The 17,636-nt window shown below is 65.3% G+C and carries 18 protein-coding genes; 12 read left to right on the forward strand and 6 right to left on the reverse strand.

Annotated elements, in window-relative coordinates:
• Positions 1 to 60 precede the first annotated feature (60 nt).
• Positions 61 to 939 carry a CheF family chemotaxis protein gene (locus tag NDI85_RS15805; protein WP_188999864.1) on the forward strand — a complete coding sequence of 293 codons (879 nt, stop codon included), beginning with the start codon at positions 61 to 63 and terminating at the stop codon, positions 937 to 939.
• A 217-nt stretch (positions 940 to 1,156) separates the two neighbouring features.
• Here the strand turns inward: NDI85_RS15805 and NDI85_RS15810 are convergent, their stop codons facing one another.
• Positions 1,157 to 2,080 carry a thiamine-phosphate synthase family protein gene (locus NDI85_RS15810; RefSeq protein WP_188999861.1) on the reverse strand — a complete coding sequence of 308 codons (924 nt, stop codon included), beginning with the start codon at positions 2,078 to 2,080 and terminating at the stop codon, positions 1,157 to 1,159.
• Positions 2,081 to 2,190: 110 nt separating this feature from the next.
• Between NDI85_RS15810 and tenA the strand changes: the two genes are divergently transcribed.
• The 5 genes from tenA to NDI85_RS15835 all read left to right on the forward strand — a co-directional run bounded on the left by tenA (position 2,191) and on the right by NDI85_RS15835 (position 7,593).
• On the forward strand, positions 2,191 to 2,856 hold the full coding sequence (gene tenA, locus NDI85_RS15815) for a thiaminase II (RefSeq protein WP_310916320.1): 666 nt from the start codon (positions 2,191 to 2,193) through the stop codon (positions 2,854 to 2,856).
• Complete coding sequence (locus NDI85_RS15820) at positions 2,853 to 3,608, forward strand: TenA family protein (protein ID WP_310916321.1); 756 nt, start codon at positions 2,853 to 2,855, stop codon at positions 3,606 to 3,608. Before tenA ends, NDI85_RS15820 begins: the two co-directional genes overlap by 4 nt.
• On the forward strand, positions 3,602 to 5,128 hold the full coding sequence (locus tag NDI85_RS15825) for a sodium:solute symporter family transporter (RefSeq protein WP_310916322.1): 1,527 nt from the start codon (positions 3,602 to 3,604) through the stop codon (positions 5,126 to 5,128). The genes NDI85_RS15820 and NDI85_RS15825 overlap by 7 nt, the downstream gene beginning before the upstream one ends.
• 72 nt (positions 5,129 to 5,200) lie before the next feature.
• Positions 5,201 to 5,665 carry a hypothetical protein gene (locus tag NDI85_RS15830; RefSeq protein WP_188999837.1) on the forward strand — a complete coding sequence of 155 codons (465 nt, stop codon included), beginning with the start codon at positions 5,201 to 5,203 and terminating at the stop codon, positions 5,663 to 5,665.
• Positions 5,662 to 7,593: a hypothetical protein gene (locus tag NDI85_RS15835; protein ID WP_310916323.1), complete on the forward strand. Its 1,932-nt coding sequence runs from the start codon at positions 5,662 to 5,664 to the stop codon at positions 7,591 to 7,593. Before NDI85_RS15830 ends, NDI85_RS15835 begins: the two co-directional genes overlap by 4 nt.
• Here the strand turns inward: NDI85_RS15835 and NDI85_RS15840 are convergent, their stop codons facing one another.
• The 5 genes from NDI85_RS15840 to NDI85_RS15860 form a co-directional block, all read right to left on the reverse strand.
• Positions 7,594 to 8,463 (reverse strand): CheF family chemotaxis protein, encoded by an 870-nt coding sequence (locus NDI85_RS15840; RefSeq protein ID WP_188999831.1) that lies wholly within the window; start codon positions 8,461 to 8,463, stop codon positions 7,594 to 7,596.
• Positions 8,464 to 8,541: 78 nt separating this feature from the next.
• Positions 8,542 to 9,774: a HEAT repeat domain-containing protein gene (locus NDI85_RS15845; protein WP_188999828.1), complete on the reverse strand. Its 1,233-nt coding sequence runs from the start codon at positions 9,772 to 9,774 to the stop codon at positions 8,542 to 8,544.
• Positions 9,771 to 10,580, reverse strand: a complete 810-nt coding sequence (locus NDI85_RS15850; RefSeq protein WP_188999825.1) for a protein-glutamate O-methyltransferase CheR — start codon at positions 10,578 to 10,580, stop codon at positions 9,771 to 9,773. Before NDI85_RS15850 ends, NDI85_RS15845 begins: the two co-directional genes overlap by 4 nt.
• Complete coding sequence (cheA, locus tag NDI85_RS15855; RefSeq protein ID WP_188999822.1) at positions 10,577 to 12,547, reverse strand: chemotaxis protein CheA; 1,971 nt, start codon at positions 12,545 to 12,547, stop codon at positions 10,577 to 10,579. The genes NDI85_RS15850 and cheA overlap by 4 nt, the downstream gene beginning before the upstream one ends.
• On the reverse strand, positions 12,547 to 13,614 hold the full coding sequence (locus NDI85_RS15860; RefSeq protein WP_188999819.1) for a chemotaxis response regulator protein-glutamate methylesterase: 1,068 nt from the start codon (positions 13,612 to 13,614) through the stop codon (positions 12,547 to 12,549). The genes cheA and NDI85_RS15860 overlap by 1 nt, the downstream gene beginning before the upstream one ends.
• Positions 13,615 to 13,785: 171 nt before the next feature.
• Between NDI85_RS15860 and NDI85_RS15865 the strand changes: the two genes are divergently transcribed.
• The 6 genes from NDI85_RS15865 to NDI85_RS15890 all read left to right on the forward strand — a co-directional run bounded on the left by NDI85_RS15865 (position 13,786) and on the right by NDI85_RS15890 (position 17,617).
• The gene (locus NDI85_RS15865; protein WP_188999816.1) at positions 13,786 to 14,220 is read left to right on the forward strand and encodes a chemotaxis protein CheW; all 435 of its coding nucleotides are present in this window, start codon (positions 13,786 to 13,788) and stop codon (positions 14,218 to 14,220) included.
• Positions 14,221 to 14,305: 85 nt separating this feature from the next.
• Positions 14,306 to 15,031 (forward strand): ATPase domain-containing protein, encoded by a 726-nt coding sequence (locus NDI85_RS15870; protein ID WP_188999813.1) that lies wholly within the window; start codon positions 14,306 to 14,308, stop codon positions 15,029 to 15,031.
• 155 nt (positions 15,032 to 15,186) lie between these two features.
• Entirely contained in the window at positions 15,187 to 15,522 is a 336-nt protein-coding gene (locus NDI85_RS15875) for a helix-turn-helix domain-containing protein (protein ID WP_166967864.1), read from the forward strand.
• A gap of 90 nt (positions 15,523 to 15,612) precedes the next feature.
• A complete protein-coding gene (locus NDI85_RS15880) occupies positions 15,613 to 15,888 on the forward strand; it encodes a hypothetical protein (RefSeq protein WP_166972900.1) in 276 nt (91 codons plus the stop codon).
• A 442-nt stretch (positions 15,889 to 16,330) separates the two neighbouring features.
• On the forward strand, positions 16,331 to 16,936 hold the full coding sequence (locus NDI85_RS15885) for an archaellin/type IV pilin N-terminal domain-containing protein (protein ID WP_166967866.1): 606 nt from the start codon (positions 16,331 to 16,333) through the stop codon (positions 16,934 to 16,936).
• A 111-nt stretch (positions 16,937 to 17,047) separates the two neighbouring features.
• Positions 17,048 to 17,617, forward strand: a complete 570-nt coding sequence (locus NDI85_RS15890) for a hypothetical protein (protein ID WP_310916324.1) — start codon at positions 17,048 to 17,050, stop codon at positions 17,615 to 17,617.
• Positions 17,618 to 17,636 lie beyond the last annotated feature (19 nt).

Raw genomic sequence — 17,636 nt, forward strand, 5'->3', positions numbered from 1 at the left:
GACTGATACTGGCGCGAAACGCTCAATAGACCGGCGGCTGTAACCGGTACCACGAGCGACATGTCGGAATCAGTCATCGCGGATTTCGTCGGCCAGTTCAACTCGGAGGTGGCCAGCCGTGGTGATCCTGTCAAGGGCCGCGTGGTCCTCTCGCAGAAACGCCTCGTTCTCGCCGCCAGCGAGGACGACAAACTGACGATTCCCCTCGATGCCATCTTCGACATCGCCATCGGGCAGGTGCCGCCCGACCTCGGGGACTTCTTCGACTCGACGGTGACCATCGCCTTCGAGAAGGGCGGTCGTCGACTCGTCGCCGCCATCGAGGCCGACGACGAGAAGATCGAGAAGTTCGGGACGCTCCTGTTTAAGGCCATCATCAACGGCACCGAGACGACGGTCAAAGAGCGCGCCCGCGTCGGTGGTCGCGTCACCGACGACGAGTTCCAGTCGGCCCGCCTCTTTCTCACGCCCGGGTCCGTCGAGTTCCGCCGCGGCGACGACACCTTCGCCATCGACCTCGAGACCGTCTCCGACTTCGACCGTACGAGCCGGGAGATAGCCGGCGGGACCCGGCCAGTGCTGGTCGTCAGACACATGCAGAACGGCACCGCGGTGACGACGCTCGCGGCGCTGGCCTCCTCCCGAAAGATGTCCATCCTCGGTCGATACCTCCGCCGGGAGTACTCCGGCCTCATGGAGGAGCTACAGAACGTCGACCTCACGAAGGACAAAAAGGAGGTACTGGTCGCGATGTACTCGACCGGCGACATGGAGGGGATGCCGCTGGCGGGCATCCTCGGGAAGGACTCGGCGGCGGTGTCGATGCTCCTACAGGACCTCGAAGCCGACGGCCTCATTCAGGACGGGTCGGACGGCCCGACGCTCACCCCGAAGGGACAGGTCGTGGCGAGCCGGTTCTTAGAGGACGTCAACGTCTAAGCTCCCACTTTTTACTGCGAGGGGTGTCCTCGCGCCGGAGGCGCTGCGGGAACCACCCGTTGCAAAAACTTGGGAAAACCGCCGGCCACTCACGCTGTTCGCGTCCGGTGAAACCGCGCCGGAGGCGCGGTCTGTTTCACAGGCAGGCCTGCCTGTCCCCGGGTCGCGCGACAGAACGCGCTCCCGGCCACCGCATCGTGCCCACTCTCGACGACGCCTAGGACTCCGTCGCCGCGACCAACTCTGCGACCAGTCGCGCCGCATCGGCACCCGTCTCCGAGAGGACGTACGTGATCGGTTCGATACCGAACGCGCCGCGGTGGAAGACGATGTCGGGGACGCTCCCGCGTTCCTCGAACTGTTCGCTGAGGCGGTCGCCGCGGTTCTCGTAGCCGGCGTCGAACTCCATGGTGTCGAGGCCGCGGTCCCGGGCGGCCGCGAGGAAGGCGTCGTCGGTAGCGAGGTTCAGCGCGCCGCGGCGGTCGGGGTCGACGGTCATCGCCGCGAGAATCGTCGTCGCGACGTGAGCGGAGGCGCCGAACTCCGGGTTCGCGGGGACTTCGATGCTGTTGTCCATCACGTAGATGCGGCCGGGCACCGCGGCCACGTCCGACCGACTCTCGGCGTCCGGGAGCGCCGTGCCGACGTTCGTGCCGACGTTCGGGACGAACGCGGCGAGGCCCGGCGTCGTCGCGAGGACGCGACTGGCCTCCCGGACGCTGTCGAGTACTGCGCGCTCGGTCCGGAGTTCCGGGTTGACGCCGCGGACACAGAGGTCACACCCCAGTCCTTCGAGGCCCGGCATCGCTTCCTCGTGGAGTTCACAGATGGGGCCGCGGTCCTCGAACGCACGGACGAGTTCCAAGACGGCCGCGAGCGCGTCGTAGGCGTCCATCTCGTCGTTTGCCAGTCCGTCGGCGACTCGCTCGACGGTCGCCGCGGTTCGCGGGTGGTCGGCGATCCGTGCCTCGACGCTCGGGTCGCCGCTTACGTACGTCGAGACGGCCGCCTGCGTCACGCCGAGGTGTGCCGCTATCTCCTGCTGGGTCAGCCCGTGGTCTGCGAGTTCGCGGGCGAGCAGTACCCGGAGCGTCGGCAACACGTCCTCGACGACGATTTCGCTCGGCAACCGGAGCGACATACCACGGGGTTGGACGACCCACGGCTTAACAGTTCGACATCGACGGCGCTGCGGCCTATAACTGGATTGTATCGGGAAGTTATATCACCGTGGGTCGACGATGCACGTCTATGAGCTTCACCGACGAGCTGGCCGACGTGGGCGATCCGATTTGGGACGCCGTCGTCGACCACCCGATGGTCGAACAGCTGGGGGAGGGGACCTTAGACGAGGCCCCGTTTCGCTACTGGGTGCGACAGGACTACGTCTACCTCGTGGAGTACGCGCGGGTGTTCGCGCTGGGAGCCGCCAACGCCCCGGACCTCGCCCGGATGGGTACGTTCGCTACGCTTCTCGATACGACCATCAACACGGAGATGGACCTCCACCGGGAATACGCCGCCGAGTTCGGCATCAGCGAGGCCGCCCTCGAAGCCACCGACCCGTCACCGACGACGCGGGCATACACTGACTTTCTCGTGCGAATCGCCGCCACCGGGACGTTCGGCGACCTCGTGGCCGCGCTGCTGCCCTGTATGTGGGGGTTCAACGAGACGGCCCGGCGACTGGACGAACGGGGCCGACCAGACCACGAGCAGTACGCCGCGTGGATCGAGATGTACGCCGGCGAGGAGTTCACCGACCTCGCCGAGTGGTGCAAGGACCTGATGGACGACGTGGCCGCCGACGCCACCGCGGCCGAACGCGAGCGCTACCGAGACATCTTCGAGACGTCGGCGCGGTACGAGTACCGCTTCTGGGACGCCGCGTGGCGAGAGGAGACGTGGTCGGTGTGACGGGCGACTCGTCGGCGGTGCCGGACACCTACGCCGCCTACGCCGAGGGCCGCGAGGACCCCCGGTTCACCGAGTGGCTTCGGGCACAGGCGGGGCCGTCGTGGGACGCCGCCACCGACAACCGGTTCACCCGCGAACTCCACGCCGACACGCTCGACGACGCCGTCTTCCGGCGGTATCTGGTGCAGGACTACGCCTTTCTGGAGACGCTCGTCGGGACGTTCGGGCATTCGGTCGGCGACGCGCCGTCGATGGCCGCCAAGTCCCGACTGGTCGATTTCCTCGGGACGCTCACGGACGACGAGAACGACTACTTCGAGCGGTCGTTCGACGCCCTCGGCGTACCCGAGTCGACCTACGAGGACCCGGCACTGACCGAGACGACGGCGGCGTTCCGGGACCTGCTCCTTCGGGCCTCGCGCGAGGGCGGGTACGCCGAGACGCTGGCCGTCCTCGTCCCCGCGGAGTGGGTGTACCTCGCGTGGGCGACCGCCGAGGGCGACGCCGACCGACCGGAGCGGTTCTACCTCGCCGAGTGGGTCGACCTCCACGCCGTCCCGGCCTTCGAGTCGTTCGTCGAGTGGCTTCGGACGGAACTGGACCGTGCCGGTGCGGCCGCGAGCGAGCGCCGTCAGGCCCGCCTCGCCGACCTGTTCTGTCGGACCGTCGACCTCGAAGTCGCGTTCTTCGATGCCGCGTACGGGGCCGACGATGCTGGCACGGCGACCGACGGAGATGACCGCTCGTGGTGACCACCGCCGTCGCGCTGGGACTGACCGTCGTCACGCTGGCCGCCTTCGCCGGGTTGGGCGTCTGGTTCACCCGCGGGCAGGACCGCTCGGCCGACGACTTCCTCACCGCCCGCAACTCCGTCGGCGAGGGACGGACGACGGCGACGCTCGTCGCGTCGGTGATGGGCGTCTGGATTCTGCTCGCCGCGCCCGAGGCCGGTGCTGGCTTCGGCGTCGCCGCCGTCGTCGGGTACGCTATCGGTGAGGCCCTCCCGATGCTGGCGTACTCGAAACTCGGCCCCCGAATCCGCGAACTCCTCCCCGAGGGCCACTCGCTCACCGAGTACGCCCACGCCCGCTACGGGTCGGCGATGTACGGCTTCGTCGTCCTCATCAGCGCGCTGTACATGTTCGTCTTCGTCGCCGCGGAACTCACCGGCATCGCCGGGGCGCTCTCGCTGGTCGCTGGCGTCCCGCAGTGGCAGACGGCCGTCCTCGTCGGTGGGTTCGTTCTCCTCTATACGGGGTATGGCGGTCTCCGGGCGACCATCGTCACGGACACGGTACAGGCCGTCCTCGTTCTGCCGCTTCTCGCACTCGTCGCCGGTGGCGTCGTCCTCTCGCTGGGCGGCCCCAGTGCGGTGTACTCCGGCGTCGCCGCGACGAACCCCGCGCTCGTAGACGTCGGCTTCCTCCCCGGCCTCCAGTTCGGACTCGGCCTCGCCTTCGCCATCCTCGGCGCGGAACTCATCAACCAGACGTGGTGGCAGCGCATCTACGCCGGGCGCGACAGCGAGACGGTCGCTCGCGGCTTCCGTAACGCCACCGTCCTCAACGGCGCTACCGTCTTCGTCGCGGCACTGCTCGGCGTCGTCGCCGCCGGGCATTCGGACGTCGTCACCGACATCTCCAGTTCGGCGTACAACGCCGACGTGGCCTTCTTCGTCCTCGTCGAGAGCGCGTTCGGCGAGTGGCTCTTGCTGGCCGTCGTCCTGCTGGCGCTCTTACTGGTCGTGAGTTCCGTCGACTCGCTGTTCTCGGCGCTTGCGAGTCTCGTCACCGCTGACCTCCCGCGACTGCTCGCGGACCCGGACGACCGCACCCTCCGACTCGGCGCTCGGGCGCTCACCGTCGTCGTCGCCGTCGCCGCCATCTACGTCAGCCTGCGCGCTCGGAGCGTCCTCCGCCTGTTCTTCTTCGCGGACCTGCTGGGGGCCGCCGTCGCCTTCCCCCTCGTCTATGGGCTCTACTCCCGGGGGCTGACCGGTCCCGGTGCGCTCGTCAGCAGTCTCGCCGGCCTCGCCGTCGGTCTAGCGTACTTCCCGGACCTGCGCGGCGTGACGACGGCGATTCCCGTCGTCGGGGGCCTCCTTCCGGCGGCGGACCCGCTGTATCTCACCTCGTTCGCCGGCGCCTTCCTCGTCTCGACGGCCGCCGCTCTCGTGGCTGCTCGCGTCTCCGGCGCGACGTTCGACTTCGACCGCCTCGCCGACACCGGCAGGGCGTCGATGACCGACGGCGGGTCCGAGTCCGCCGACTGACCAGTCGGTTTTCTCCGATCTGATAACTGCCCCACCACAGTCATATACCGCGCTCGCCAACCGCCGGTATCCATGGAGCGGCGCCTGCTCGTCGGGTTTTCGCTGGTCGTCGTGGTCGCCGCCGTCGCCGTCGGACCGCTCGGCGTCGCGGGCGAGTCGACCCGCTCGACCACCGACGACGCGAGCGTGACCGTCGAGTCGATACCCGACGGCAGTCTCACGCTCGAACGCGGGCGATTCGGGAGCGGGCGCTACCACATCGACGCGCCGCCCGCCGTCGTCTCCGTCTCCGGCGTCACCGGCACGCCGGTGCTCCGGTACACTATCGACGTCCCCGGCGTGTGGCTGACCGCGACGAGCAGATACGAGATCGCCGGCCGTGAGGGCCGTCTCCAGTTGCGCCCGAGTCCCGTCACCGTCAGTCCGGACCGGGTCGACCGGCGACAGTACGACGCCATCGTCGCCGTCTGGGTCCAGTCCGGCGAGCGTGACCGCGCCGTCCTCCAGCGGCGAGTCACGCTGGAGGTCGTCTCGTGAGCGTCGCCGACCGCCTGCTGGCCGGCGAGACGGTCGACGTATCGGAACTGCGGGACGCGCTCTGGCGGGCCGTGCTGGGCGACCGAGTCGGCGCGACGCTGGCGATGGGGTCGCTCGTCTGGGTCTGCCTGACGTGGCACCTTGGGTTCTTCTCGAACGACCAGTACACCTTCGCAAACGCGCTGTTGGCCGTCGCCGACGGCCACCTGCACGTCACCGAGGCCGTCTACGGCCCCGCGTCCGGTGCGACACCGGGGACCTATCTGGTCGACGGTCGCGTCTACGGTCGGAACTACGGCGTCGTCCTCGTTTCGGCGGTGTGGTACGTCGTCCTGCGCGCGCTCTCGCTCGTCGCCGACGTTCGCGTGTTGCTGGTCGGCCTGTGGTCGCTCGCCGTCGCCAGTGTAGGCGTGGGCGTCGGCCGGGTGGTCGGCCGCCCCGACGCGGGCCGCCTCGGCGGCGTCGTCGCCGCCGCGGGGCTGTTCGTCGCGTCGCTGGCCCTCACGACGCCGCTGTCGACGTTGTGGCTCCCGCTACTGGCCCTGCAACTGACGACGGCGCTGGCTGCGGTCCTCCTGACCGTCGTCTGTTACCGTCTCGTGACTCGGCTGTACGACCGCCGTCTGGGCGTGGCCGCGGCCGTCGCGACGATCGCCGCGACGCCCGTCGGGTTCTGGGCGACGATTCCGAAACGCCACAGCGTGACGGCGCTGCTGATCGTCTGTGCGATGTACACGCTGTACCGGAGCCGCGAAGCCGACACTCGTCGGTCGGCGACTCGATTCCGGGCGCTGACGTACGTCTGGGTGGGCGCGACGGCGTGGGTCCACGCGCCAGAGGGGTTCGTCTTGCTCGTCGCCGTCGGCGTCGTCGACCTGCCGACAGCCCGGTGGAACGGGGTCCGTTCCCTCCTGTCTGTCGGCGCGGCGCTAGCGCTCTCGTTGCTCCCGTTCCTGCTGACGAACGCAGTCGTCTCCGGCAACCCACTGCAACCGCCGCGATTGCTCTCAGAGTACACCGGCGACGTGCTGCGGTCCGAGGCCGACGCGCCAACGTCGGCGGGCGGTTCCGGCGGGGGCGGTGGCGGGGGCAGTGGCGCTAGCGGTGGCGGCGGGACCGCGACGGGCGGGTCGCTGTTCCCCGCACCGCTGTCGCGTATCACCTCGCAGTTCGTCGACTCCTACCGCCTACTGTTTGACCCTGAACACCTGTTCCGGGTGTTCGTCCGAACCGGTTACGTCCCGTCCCTCCGGCCTACGCAGGACGCCGCGGTCAACCTGAGCGTACTGGCATCGATGCCGCTACTGGGCGTGCTGGTCGGCTATCCGGTACTCGCGATACGGCGCGGAATCGCTCGGTCCGACTGGCCGCTCCCGTCACCCCGACAGTGGTCGCCCGCCCGCGTCCTCGACGCGTTTACCGTCCTGTACGCGCTCTTGCTCGTGGGACTGTACCTCAAGACGCTCCCGTCACACCACATGTTCACGGTTCGGTACCTCCACCCGCTGTATGCCCTCGGCGTCTACTGGCTCGTCCGCATGCCGACGGTTCGCCGTGTCGTCGCCACCGAGCGTCGGACGCTGACGTTCGCCTACGCCGCCACCGTCATCCTCGGCACGCCCGCGTCCCTCGCCGCCATCGCCGTCGGTCGATTGGTGCTCTCCGAGGCCGTCCAACTGTTCGCGCTCGTCGCGCTGACCGTCGCCGTCGGCCTCGCGGTGTGGACCGTCGCCGCGGTGCTGACGGACGTCGGGTTCCGGATCGGCGCGTGTACCCTCGGCGTCGCCGCCGGCGCGACGACGGTGTACCTCCTCGTGGCGGGTCTGTCGCTGTTCCCGACCAGCGGCGAGTTCCTGTTGCCGCTCTCTCGGGCGGTCAGTGAAACCGTCCACTACGCGCGGTTGCTGGGCAGTTCGCCGCCGCCCTGACTACTGGTCGGCGATGGCGTCCCCGGCGATAGACCGCCCGCGCGCTTCCAACTCGATTTCGCGGCGGGTTCGGACCGGTTCGAGGATGTCGGCCTCGATGAGTCGGTCGTAGACGTCCTCTACCTCCTCGACGTCCATGCCGACGAAGTCGGGAATCTTGAACGGCGAGATGCCGGAGTAAAGCGCCATCAGCACCTGCGTCTCCTCGGGTTCGAGGTCGACGTCGTCGGCGGCGTTTCGCTGCTCGCCCTGTCGGACCAGCCCCTCGATGAGCGAGACGTGCCGTCGTCCGCCGGAGATGTGCGTCTCGACGCTGGTGCCGTCGATGGTGTGTTCGACCTCCAGCAGGGGGCGTTCGGCGCCGCGAATCTCCTTTTGCTTGGCCTCGACGGTGCCGACGTCGTCGATGTCCAGTTCGACGAAGGTGCCACTGGCGATGGCGAGGTTGAGCGTGTCCTCGTTCTCGTCGTCGAGTTTCAGGCGGGCTTTCTCCCACCCGGTGTCCTGTACGACACCGCCCTCGACGGCGGGGTGTTTGACGAGGACGACGATCTGGTCTAACAGCGCCCGGTACAGTTCCTCCTGGAACTCCTCGGCCGTCGCCGAGACGAGCGTGACGTCCCGGCCCGCCTGTAGCTTGACGTAGCTGTCGACCTGTGCCAGCGACTGGTTCATCTGGCTGGCGGTGACGCTGGTGAGTTTCGAGAGCGGGATGGTCCGCTTGCCGTCGTTGGTCGCGAGCACGAGGCGCTTGTTCGACAGGAGGATGCGACCGGGTAGCCACTCGATGTCGTTGCGCTTGCGCCCGTCTTTGACGACCTGAACGAACTTCCCCTTCGTATCGACCAGTGCGTGTTCTCCGTCGGCCATCGCTCTATTCAGCTATGGCCGGGTGATACGACCCGCTCGGCCTTAATCGGACCGGCCGTCCAGCCGGTCGGGGCCCGCTCATCGACGCCCACCCAGCTTCGAGATGGCCGAGAACGCTTTCTTCCGGACGATGTCGTGGTCCGTCTCGTCGATGAGTTTGTCGAGGACCTTTCGAGAGCGCTCGCCGCCGACCTTCCCCAGCGTGAAGATGGCCTGCCCGCGAACCTCGGGGTCGACGCTGTCGTCCTGGACGAGTTTCAGCAGGCGGCGTTCGACCATGTTGTCCTCGCCGCCGAGTTCGGCGAGGCTCGTCGCGGCGAACTGCCGGAGCATCTGCCCGTCGTCGGCCAGTGCGCTCACGAGGGCGTCGATGACGCGGTCCCGTTCCGCCTCGCTGGTCGCCCGGCCCAGCAACCACGCGGTGTTCCGCCGCTGGGCGTCCTGCGTACTTTCTTCGAGTATCTCGACCAGCGGGACGACGACGCTGCGGTCGTCCGTGTTCGAGAGCTTTTCGACCACCGTCTCGCGGATGTCGTGGCTCTGTTCGGTCGGAACGTTCGAGAGCAGTTCGACGAGCGAGTAGACGGCCGTTCGACGGACCCCGGCCGAGTCGTCCGACAGCGCCTCGACCAGATAGTCGACCGGGCGGTCGTTCTCGAAGTTCCCGAACGCGCCGACGGCGATGCGCCGGACCTGTTGGTTGTCGTCCTCGTACATCGGGAGCAAGGCCTGTAGGGCCTGTCTGTTCCCGATGTTGCCCAGCGCCTCGGCGGCCTCCCGACGTACCGCGACTTTCGGGTCTGTCAGCAGCGACTCCAGCGGGCCGGTCGCCCGCGAGTCACCGATCTTTCCCGCCGACCGGGCGGCCCGCGCCCGTACGCGCGGGTCCGGGTCCTCGAAGCGCTCTGTGAGTTTCGGGACGGCGTCCGTCTGGTCGAGTCGGCCCAGACCGTTGGCGGCGGCCATCCGCAACTCCGGGACCTCGGCGTCGAGCGCCTGCATGAACGCCTTCGCCCGCACCCAGTCGGCGGCGTCGTCGTCGAGTTCGATGCCGGCCATCCCCCCGATGAGTTGCTCGATGGCGTCGCCGCCGAGTTCGTCGAGCGAGTCGATAGCCGCCGCCGTGACGGCGTCGTTGTCGGTCTGTACGGCCTGTACGAGCGCGCTGACCACGTCTTTGCGGTCGTCGTGGTCCGGGAAGTTGCCGAGCAACTCCGCGGCGCGAACGGTCACTCGCTCGTTGTCGCTCTCTCGAAGCAGACGGATGAGTTCCTGTACCTCGCCGTCGCGTTCGAGTTCGTAGAGGCTCATACCCGTCGGTAGATGCGGTGTTGTTTATCGACCGGTTCGAACGCGTCCCGACACTCCGTGGGCAGCGTCTCGGTCATCCCGATCATCAGGTAACCGCCCTCTCGTAGCGACCCGCGGATGGTCTCGAAGATGGGGACCTTGTACTCGGTGTCGATGTAGATGAGCAGGTTCCGGCAGAACACGAGGTCGAAGTCCCGTTTCGGGTCCCCGCGGATGAGGTCGTGTTGCTGGAACGTCACCATGTCCGTCACGTTGTCACGGACCCGGAACGTGTTGCCGTCCTCCTCGACGTACTCGCTGTAGTCATCAAGCGGCGCGAGTTCCTCGGCGATGTCCGTCGTCTGTGACGTCTCGTAGGTGCCGCGTCTGGCCTCCCGAAGGATGTCGGCGTTGATGTCGGTCCCGGTTATCTCGATGCGACTGTCGTCCACTTCGGGATCGTCGAGCGCCAGCATCGCCGCCGAGTACGGTTCACGACCGTCGGCGCTCGGCGCGGACCAGAGTCGCACTCGCCGGTTCTCGGCGGTCAGGTCGCGCAGGACCGGCCGCAGGTGCTCCCACGCCTCCGGGTTCCGGAAGAACCCGGTGACGTTGATAGACAGCGAGTCGAGCAACTGCTCGCGCTCGCCGTCGTCGCGTTCGAGGAGGCGCTTGTACTCCCGGTAGGTCTCCGTGTCGGTCCGGCGCATCCGCGCGGTGATACGTCGGTCGAGGTACGCGTCGTTGTAGAATCCCGACTCGAAGTCCATCTCCGACCCGATGAACTCAAGCAGGCGGTGAAACTGGCGGTCGTTGCCTTTGCTCATAGGGTCACCACGTCGAGGATGTGGACGATGTTGCCGTCGCCCAGCACGGCCGTCCCGGAGAGGCCGGGCGTTCCGGAGAGGATCCCCTCGAGGGGTTTGACGACGACCTCCTCCTGACTGTTGACCGAGTCACAGTGCAGCGCAACCTGTCGCTCGGACTCCCGGATGCGAATCAGCATGCCGTCACCGTTCGCCGTCTCTCCCGGGACGTCGAACGTATCGTCGAGATGGATGACGGGGTAGATGTCGTCGTTGTGCTTGATGACTTCCTTGCCATTGACCCGTTTGGTCGCGTCCGTCGCGGTGATCTCGTCGACGTTCTTGATGGGAACGCCGTACTCCTCGTCGCCCACTTCGACGAACAGCACCTTCACGATAGCCATCGTCACGGGGAGGCGGAGTGCGACCGTCGTCCCTTCGCCCTCGGTGGACTCGACGTTGACGGAGCCGTCGAGTTGCGTGACGGTGTCGTGGACGACGTCCATCCCGACCCCGCGACCGCTGGTGTCGGTCACCTCGTCGGCCGTCGAGAACCCGGGGTGGAAGACGAGGTCGTAGATGGCCGAGTCGTCCATCGCCTCTATCTCCTCGGGTGAGCGGACGCCCTTCTCGATGGCTTTCTGCTTGATGCCCTCGACGTCGAGGCCCGCACCGTCGTCCTCGACTTCGATGATGACGTGGTCCCGTTCCCGGGTGGCCCGGAGCGTGATGTGGCCGGTGGCGGGCTTGCCTGCCGCCTCACGCTCTGCCGGTGGTTCGATGCCGTGGTCCACCGAGTTTCGCAGGATGTGCATCAGCGGGTCCGAAATCTCGGTGAGGATGGTCCGGTCGAGTTCGATGTCCTCGCCCTCTATTTCGAACTCGACGTCCTTATCGAGTTCGCGGGCGAGGTCACGGACCAGTCGCGGGAACTTCCCGACCACTTTCTTCAGCGGGATGAGCCGCATGTCCATCACCGTGTTCTGGAGGTTCGCCGTGATCTTGTCCAGTTCGTTCAGCGTCTCGCCTGCCGAGTCGACGTCTTCCTGTTCGACCGAGCGGCGGAGCTTGATACGGCTGGTCACCAGTTGCTCGACCAGTCCGTGCAGGTCGTCCAACTGGTCGACGTCCACTCGGACGGACTTGATCTCGTCGACACTGTGTTCTTCGTCCTCCGTCGCGGCGGGGTTCAGGTCGGTGTCGGTACCTGCCTCGGTCGTGGCCTCGCCGGCCGGTTCGAACCTGTCTGTCACGTCGGTCGCGGTGAAGGTGTCGACCTTGCCGAGAGTCCCCAGTTCCGCATCGACCGTCGAGGCGTCGGCGGCGTCGAGATAGAGGTCGAACGTCTCCTCGAACTCGCCGTCCTCGACGCTCGGTCGCTCGGGGTCCGAGGCGAGGATGTCGAAGACGTCCTCGATGGCCTCCAGTGCCAGCATCGCGTCCACGCCGAGCATGTCGGAGTCGCCGACGCTGACCGAGACGTGGACGACTTGCCCGTCGGCCGCACTCGGGTCGAGGTCGATGTCGGTCGGCGCGATGTCGGTGGCGTCGCCGCTGTCGTCCGTCTCGGTGGTCTCGCCCCCGGCCGCCGTTTCGCCGGCGGCCTCGGCGCCCTCTTCGAGGACGGACCGCAGTTCGGTCACCATCTCGTCGGTCTGGGTCTGTGACTCGCCGTCGGCCTCTATCTCTTTGACGATGACCTCTATCTGGTCGACACCGGCGAAGACGAGGTCCATCACGTCCGGCGTGACCTCCATCTCGCCTTGCCGCATCGCGTCTAGGAGGTCCTCCATCGCGTGGGCGAGATTCGCCGCGTCGTCGAACCCCATCGCGCCGAAGTTCCCCTTCAGCGTGTGTGCGGTCCGGAAGATAGCGTCCATCGCCTCCTCGTCGGAGGGGTCCGATTCCAGGTCGAGCAAAGAGTTGTTGAGTTCCGTTATCGCCTCCTCGCTCTCGCGGATGAATGCGTCGAGATACTGGTCGTCCATTATGAGGTCACCTCTGTCGTAATCGTATCTAAGATACCGTTCGCGATGTCGTCTATCGGGAGCACGTCGTCCACGCAGCCAGTCTCGACCGCTCGCTTTGGCATCCCGTAGACGGCCGACGTGGCTTCGTCCTGTGCGATGGTCCGGCCGCCCGCCGCTTTGATGCGCCGGATGCCGTCCGCACCGTCCTCGCCCATCCCCGTGAGGATGACGCCGACGAGGGGGTCGTCGATGACGTCGGCGGCCGTCGCCATCGTCACGTCGACGGCCGGTCGGACGCTGTTGACCGGGTCCTCCTGCGTCAGTTTCACCCGCAGGCGTCCGTTCCGGTAGTTCTTGATCTCCATGTGGCGGTCGCCAGCAGCGACGAGCGCTTCGCCCCCGCCGATTCGCGCCCCATCCGTCGCTTCCGTCACGTCGTAGTCGCTTCGCGCGTCGATGCGCTCTGCGAACCGGCCCGTGAACCCTTCCGGCATGTGCTGGACGACGAGGACTCTGAGGTCGGCCGACAGCGGCAGGGCCGACAGCACCTGTTCGACCATCTTCGGGCCGCCCGTCGAGGACCCGACGACGAGCGTCGGGTTCGCCGTGTACGACGCCGACTCGGGCCGAGACCGGTCGCGCTGTCGCGCCGTCGTCGTCGCCGACTGGCCGCTCCCGCCGACATCGACTTCGGCTACGGAGGAGACGATGTCGACGAGTTGGTCTTTCAGCCGGGACATCTCCATCGACACCTCGCCGCCGGGTTTGGTGAAGAAGTCGACCGCGCCCTTATCGAGCGCCTCGAAGGTGACGTCGGCGTTCTCGTCGGTGTGGGCCGACAGCATCAGGACCGGCGTCGGTCGCTCGGCCATGATTCGCTCTGTGGCCTCGATGCCGTTCATCTCGGGCATCTCGACGTCCATCGTCACGGCGTCGGGTTCGTGCTGTACGACTGCCTCGACGGCCTCCCGTCCGTTCCGGGCCTGTGCGACGACGTCGATCCCTCCCTCAGCTAAAATGTCGGAGATGACACTTCGCATGAAGTGGGAGTCGTCTGCGACGACTGCGCGCACACCACCGGCCATCGTCACACGGACTCCCGTGACGTGGGCGTCGTTTGCGGGCGGAGCATCTGCATTCCTGTGCCGTACTCCCGTTCGGCCCGAAATAAAGACTCCGCCCACGTAATCAAAGTTGATAGTCCAGCAGACATCTTTATACACACCTACCGACCACGTTCTGGTACTCCGGGACCCATGTCAGCACAGTCAGCCACGACCGGCCAGGTACTCGAGTTCGAACTTGGCGAGGAGACCTACTGCGTCAGCATCGATTACGTGACCGAAATCGTCGACGTCGGTGACCTCACACAGGTCCCCAACGCGCCGGCGCACGTAGAGGGGGTCATGGACCTCCGCGGTCGGACCACCTCTATCGTCGACCCGAAGACTGTCTTCGGTATCGACGACGACACCGACGGGAAGCGAATCATCGTCTTCGACCCGGCCATCGTCCAGAATCAGGGGGCGGCGGGATGGCTCGTCGACGAGGTGTTTCAGGTGGTCCAGATATCGCCCGAACAGGTCGATCAGTCCCCCGCCAACGACACGGGATCTATCCGTGGCGTGGTCAAGCGCGACGACGACTTCGTCATCTGGGTCGACCCGGCAATCGTCCACAGCGAGGGCTGAAAACCGCTATTCCCGGGCGTTCGTGAACAAGACTTTTTAACATCTGCGACACAGGCTTACACAACCTCCTTCCGACCCAGATACAATGATAGAGCAAACTAAAACGGGCATCGACGGCCTCGACGACATCCTCAACGGTGGTATCGTGACAAACTCGACGACCCTCATCAGCGGGAATCCAGGTGCCGGGAAGTCGATTCTCTGCCTCCAGTACCTCTACAACGGTGTCGAACAGTTCGACGAGAAGGGGATCTACCTCTCTTTCGAGGAGAACGAGTCCGACCTCCGGCAGGCCGCCGAATCGCTCGGGTTCGACAAGTGGCCCGAGTACGTCGATAACGGCGACATCAAGGTGTACGACAAGCAGGTACTGCTCCGCGAGAACGACTTCTCCTCGTCGCTGGAACTCCTCCTCGACGATCTAGAGGACGACGAGTACGACCGGCTAGTGTTGGACTCGCTGGCGATGTTCGAACTGTTCTTCGAGGACGAGACCGAAAAGCGGACCTACCTACTGAAGTTCACCGACATCCTCCGCGAGAACGGACTGACGTCGCTCCTGACGAACGAGCAGGGGGCGGTCTTCCCCGATACGGAGATCGGGCTCGAGAACTACCTCACCGACGGGAACATCTACCTGATCCAGACGCCGACCGACACTGGTGTCAACCGCTACGTCTGGGTCGCGAAGATGCGAAAGCAGAACATCGAGACCGACATCTATCCGATGGAGATCGACTGGGGCGGGATCAAAGTCCATCAGAACGCCAGCGCGTTCTCGATGATGAGCGAAGAAGAGTCCCCGATATAGGGGTCGCTTAAGCCGTTATTATTGGGTGAAACGCCGGAATCAGGTCCCGTAGGCCGGCTCCTCTCCGTTTTCACGTTACTCGATCATTACGGCCGAACTCACGTAGTATCACCGGCGATAGTTTTATAAAAATCTAAATTCATGATTTGATAACGATGGCTTCAGCGGATCTTCTCCAGACGCTGGGGAACAAATACAGCGCCGAGATACTCGACGCTACCGACGAACCGGTCTCAGCGCAGGAGTTGAGCGACGAACTCGGTATCCCTATCGCCACCTGTTACCGCCGTATCGACGAACTCACCAAACACGACTTGTTGGAACTCCACGACAACATCCTCTCGGACGACCGGCGCCGAATCAAGGTGTACCGACGGAACGTCGACGAGGTCAGCGTGGACTTCGAGGAAGATCTGACGATCAACGTCGAAGAGCGCTCGGAAGTGACCAACAAACTCGACGAAGCGTGGCGGACGCTTTCGGACGGATAGCGTCTCTCGTCGTTTTTCTCCTGATTATCAGGACAGATATTTTAGAAGGTGGATTTAATAACGGGTTTCGCATAGCCGTACTCAGTGCCGATGATAGAACTCCTCTATGCCATCTCGACGCTCGTGTTTGTCGTTGCCGGCCTCACTATGGTCGGGATGGCGATGCGGGCGTACGTCCAGACGTCCCGGGAAGCGATGCTCCACCTCTCGCTGGGGTTCTCGCTGGCCGTCGCGGGTGCGGCCGCGACGATGATCAGTGCGTTCGTCAACGACTTCGAAGGGGTGCGCTCACTGCTTCTGGTCAACAGCGGGTTGACGACGTTCGGATATCTGTTCGTGATGTACAGCCTCGTCACCTACGAGTGACTAGAGTAACAATTGAAACGATTCACACACCGACCGCACCGCCGTCGTGCGGTCAGGTGTGCATCGATTTTCAATGGCTACTATCCCTGTCGACACACGCCAATCCGGTCGTGTTGACCGACCCTTTCTCGCCGTCGCTCGAATCAGGACTCTCGCGCACATGTGCGAGGAATTAATGACGCGTTTTCTACCGAGCTGCCGATGGTGGCGGGCGGATACTGGACCGAGCGTACGCTATCGACGGGGCGATTCAGAGGCGCCTACCCGTTCGTTCACAGACGTATTCACATCACGCCTCGGTCTGATATCGAGGGGATAAATTCGGGTAAACCGGATTTTCAGGGGCTGAATGCCCTGTTATCAGGATGGATATTTTGGGGGGAGGTATTATTACTGGTGAAAGATTGACTGTTGGTAGGGTCAGACAGGCCCGGAAATATCAATGTTCACGGAATTACGAAACGACGACGACCGCGGGCAGGTCGGTATCGGTACCCTCATCGTGTTCATCGCGATGGTGCTGGTCGCCGCGATCGCCGCGGGCGTCCTGATCAACACGGCCGGATTCCTCCAGAGCAGTGCCGAGGAGACCGGTCAACAGAGCAGTGACCAAGTGACCAACCGTCTCGAAGTGGTGAGTACGGTCGGGACCAACATCGACTCCAGCACGAAGGAAGTCGGGACCGTCGAAATCACGGTGAAGAAAGCGCCCGGTGCGGCGAACATCGACATCGGAAGCACGATCGCTCAGTGGGTCGACTCCTCTGGGTCGTACGATCTGACGCAGGGCGATACCGCCAACTCGACCAATTTCAACGTCTCGACCGTTCAGGACGACGACACGTCTATCACGGACAGTAACGTCCTGAACGATCCGTCCGACCGTGCCACGCTCCAGTTCGACTCGGCCGCACTCGACAGCGGGGGGAACGGCCTCGGTGAGGGTGCGACCGCGACGATCCAACTGAACACGCAGTCCGGTGGCACCACGACCGTCCGCCTGGTCGTTCCGGAGACCCTGTCCGGTAACTCCGCCGTCACGCTGTAAGCCGGCTACCATTTCTCTTTTCTCGATAGCGAACCCCCACCAGCCACGCGTCTCCTGACAGTGGCCCCTACCAGCGACGGAATTATACCACTCCCTCACGCACTAGTGCGTATGACCCCGGGGTCAGACGAACCGAATCCGGAAGACGGCAAGATACTCTCCCCGGAGGAACTGGATATCGCGGACGACGACCACGTCACGGAGATAGACGAAGGGCGATACGTCGTTTCACCGGACGTGCGGACCGACGACTCCTACGGCAATCAGGTATCCGCAGATTCCGACCCGGGCCCACAGCCTGTGCCGGACCCGGAACCCGAGACCCCGGAGTTCACCGACGCGAACGTCCACGAGTGGATCGCCGAACAGATGGCCGACTCGAACAGCCGGTACGGTTTCGACGTGACGGCGAAGTTCGACGGCGACGTCGACCAGCAGCAGCTCGTCTCCAACGACATCGTCACCGCCTTCGAGAGTTTCATGCTCTGGTACGGCCGGCAGATGGACGGGTCGACGCCCGTCGAAGACGTGTTGGGCATCCTCCTTTCGGAGTCGAACGTGCCCGTGAAGTATCCGCCGGGGAGCTTCAAGGAGATGGTCCGGTCGACCGGTCTCTCCCCCGACGACAGCATCGCGGACCTCGTCGAAGCGGTCGAAGAGCGGGACGGTGCGGAGTTCTGAGCGGCGAGAGTTTTAACAC

The organism is Haloarcula sp. S1AR25-4 (genome assembly GCF_031624555.1).
Taxonomy (GTDB): Archaea; Halobacteriota; Halobacteria; order Halobacteriales; family Haloarculaceae; genus Haloarcula; species Haloarcula pellucida.

What these genes read in the sequence shown, in the direction of transcription:
- NDI85_RS15845 (WP_188999828.1), bottom strand. Translation starts at nt 9,774, where the DNA reads ATGAGCCTCTACGAACTCGAACGCGACGGCGAGGTACAGGAACTCATC.
- NDI85_RS15875 (WP_166967864.1), top strand. Translation starts at nt 15,187, where the DNA reads ATGGCTTCAGCGGATCTTCTCCAGACGCTGGGGAACAAATACAGCGCC.
- NDI85_RS15850 (WP_188999825.1), bottom strand. Translation starts at nt 10,580, where the DNA reads ATGAGCAAAGGCAACGACCGCCAGTTTCACCGCCTGCTTGAGTTCATC.
- NDI85_RS15870 (WP_188999813.1), top strand. Translation starts at nt 14,306, where the DNA reads ATGATAGAGCAAACTAAAACGGGCATCGACGGCCTCGACGACATCCTC.
- NDI85_RS15890 (WP_310916324.1), top strand. Translation starts at nt 17,048, where the DNA reads ATGACCCCGGGGTCAGACGAACCGAATCCGGAAGACGGCAAGATACTC.
- tenA (WP_310916320.1), top strand. Translation starts at nt 2,191, where the DNA reads ATGAGCTTCACCGACGAGCTGGCCGACGTGGGCGATCCGATTTGGGAC.
- NDI85_RS15860 (WP_188999819.1), bottom strand. Translation starts at nt 13,614, where the DNA reads ATGGCCGGTGGTGTGCGCGCAGTCGTCGCAGACGACTCCCACTTCATG.
- NDI85_RS15880 (WP_166972900.1), top strand. Translation starts at nt 15,613, where the DNA reads ATGATAGAACTCCTCTATGCCATCTCGACGCTCGTGTTTGTCGTTGCC.
- NDI85_RS15810 (WP_188999861.1), bottom strand. Translation starts at nt 2,080, where the DNA reads ATGTCGCTCCGGTTGCCGAGCGAAATCGTCGTCGAGGACGTGTTGCCG.
- cheA (WP_188999822.1), bottom strand. Translation starts at nt 12,547, where the DNA reads ATGGACGACCAGTATCTCGACGCATTCATCCGCGAGAGCGAGGAGGCG.
- NDI85_RS15865 (WP_188999816.1), top strand. Translation starts at nt 13,786, where the DNA reads ATGTCAGCACAGTCAGCCACGACCGGCCAGGTACTCGAGTTCGAACTT.
- NDI85_RS15840 (WP_188999831.1), bottom strand. Translation starts at nt 8,463, where the DNA reads ATGGCCGACGGAGAACACGCACTGGTCGATACGAAGGGGAAGTTCGTT.
- NDI85_RS15830 (WP_188999837.1), top strand. Translation starts at nt 5,201, where the DNA reads ATGGAGCGGCGCCTGCTCGTCGGGTTTTCGCTGGTCGTCGTGGTCGCC.
- NDI85_RS15885 (WP_166967866.1), top strand. Translation starts at nt 16,331, where the DNA reads ATGTTCACGGAATTACGAAACGACGACGACCGCGGGCAGGTCGGTATC.
- NDI85_RS15805 (WP_188999864.1), top strand. Translation starts at nt 61, where the DNA reads ATGTCGGAATCAGTCATCGCGGATTTCGTCGGCCAGTTCAACTCGGAG.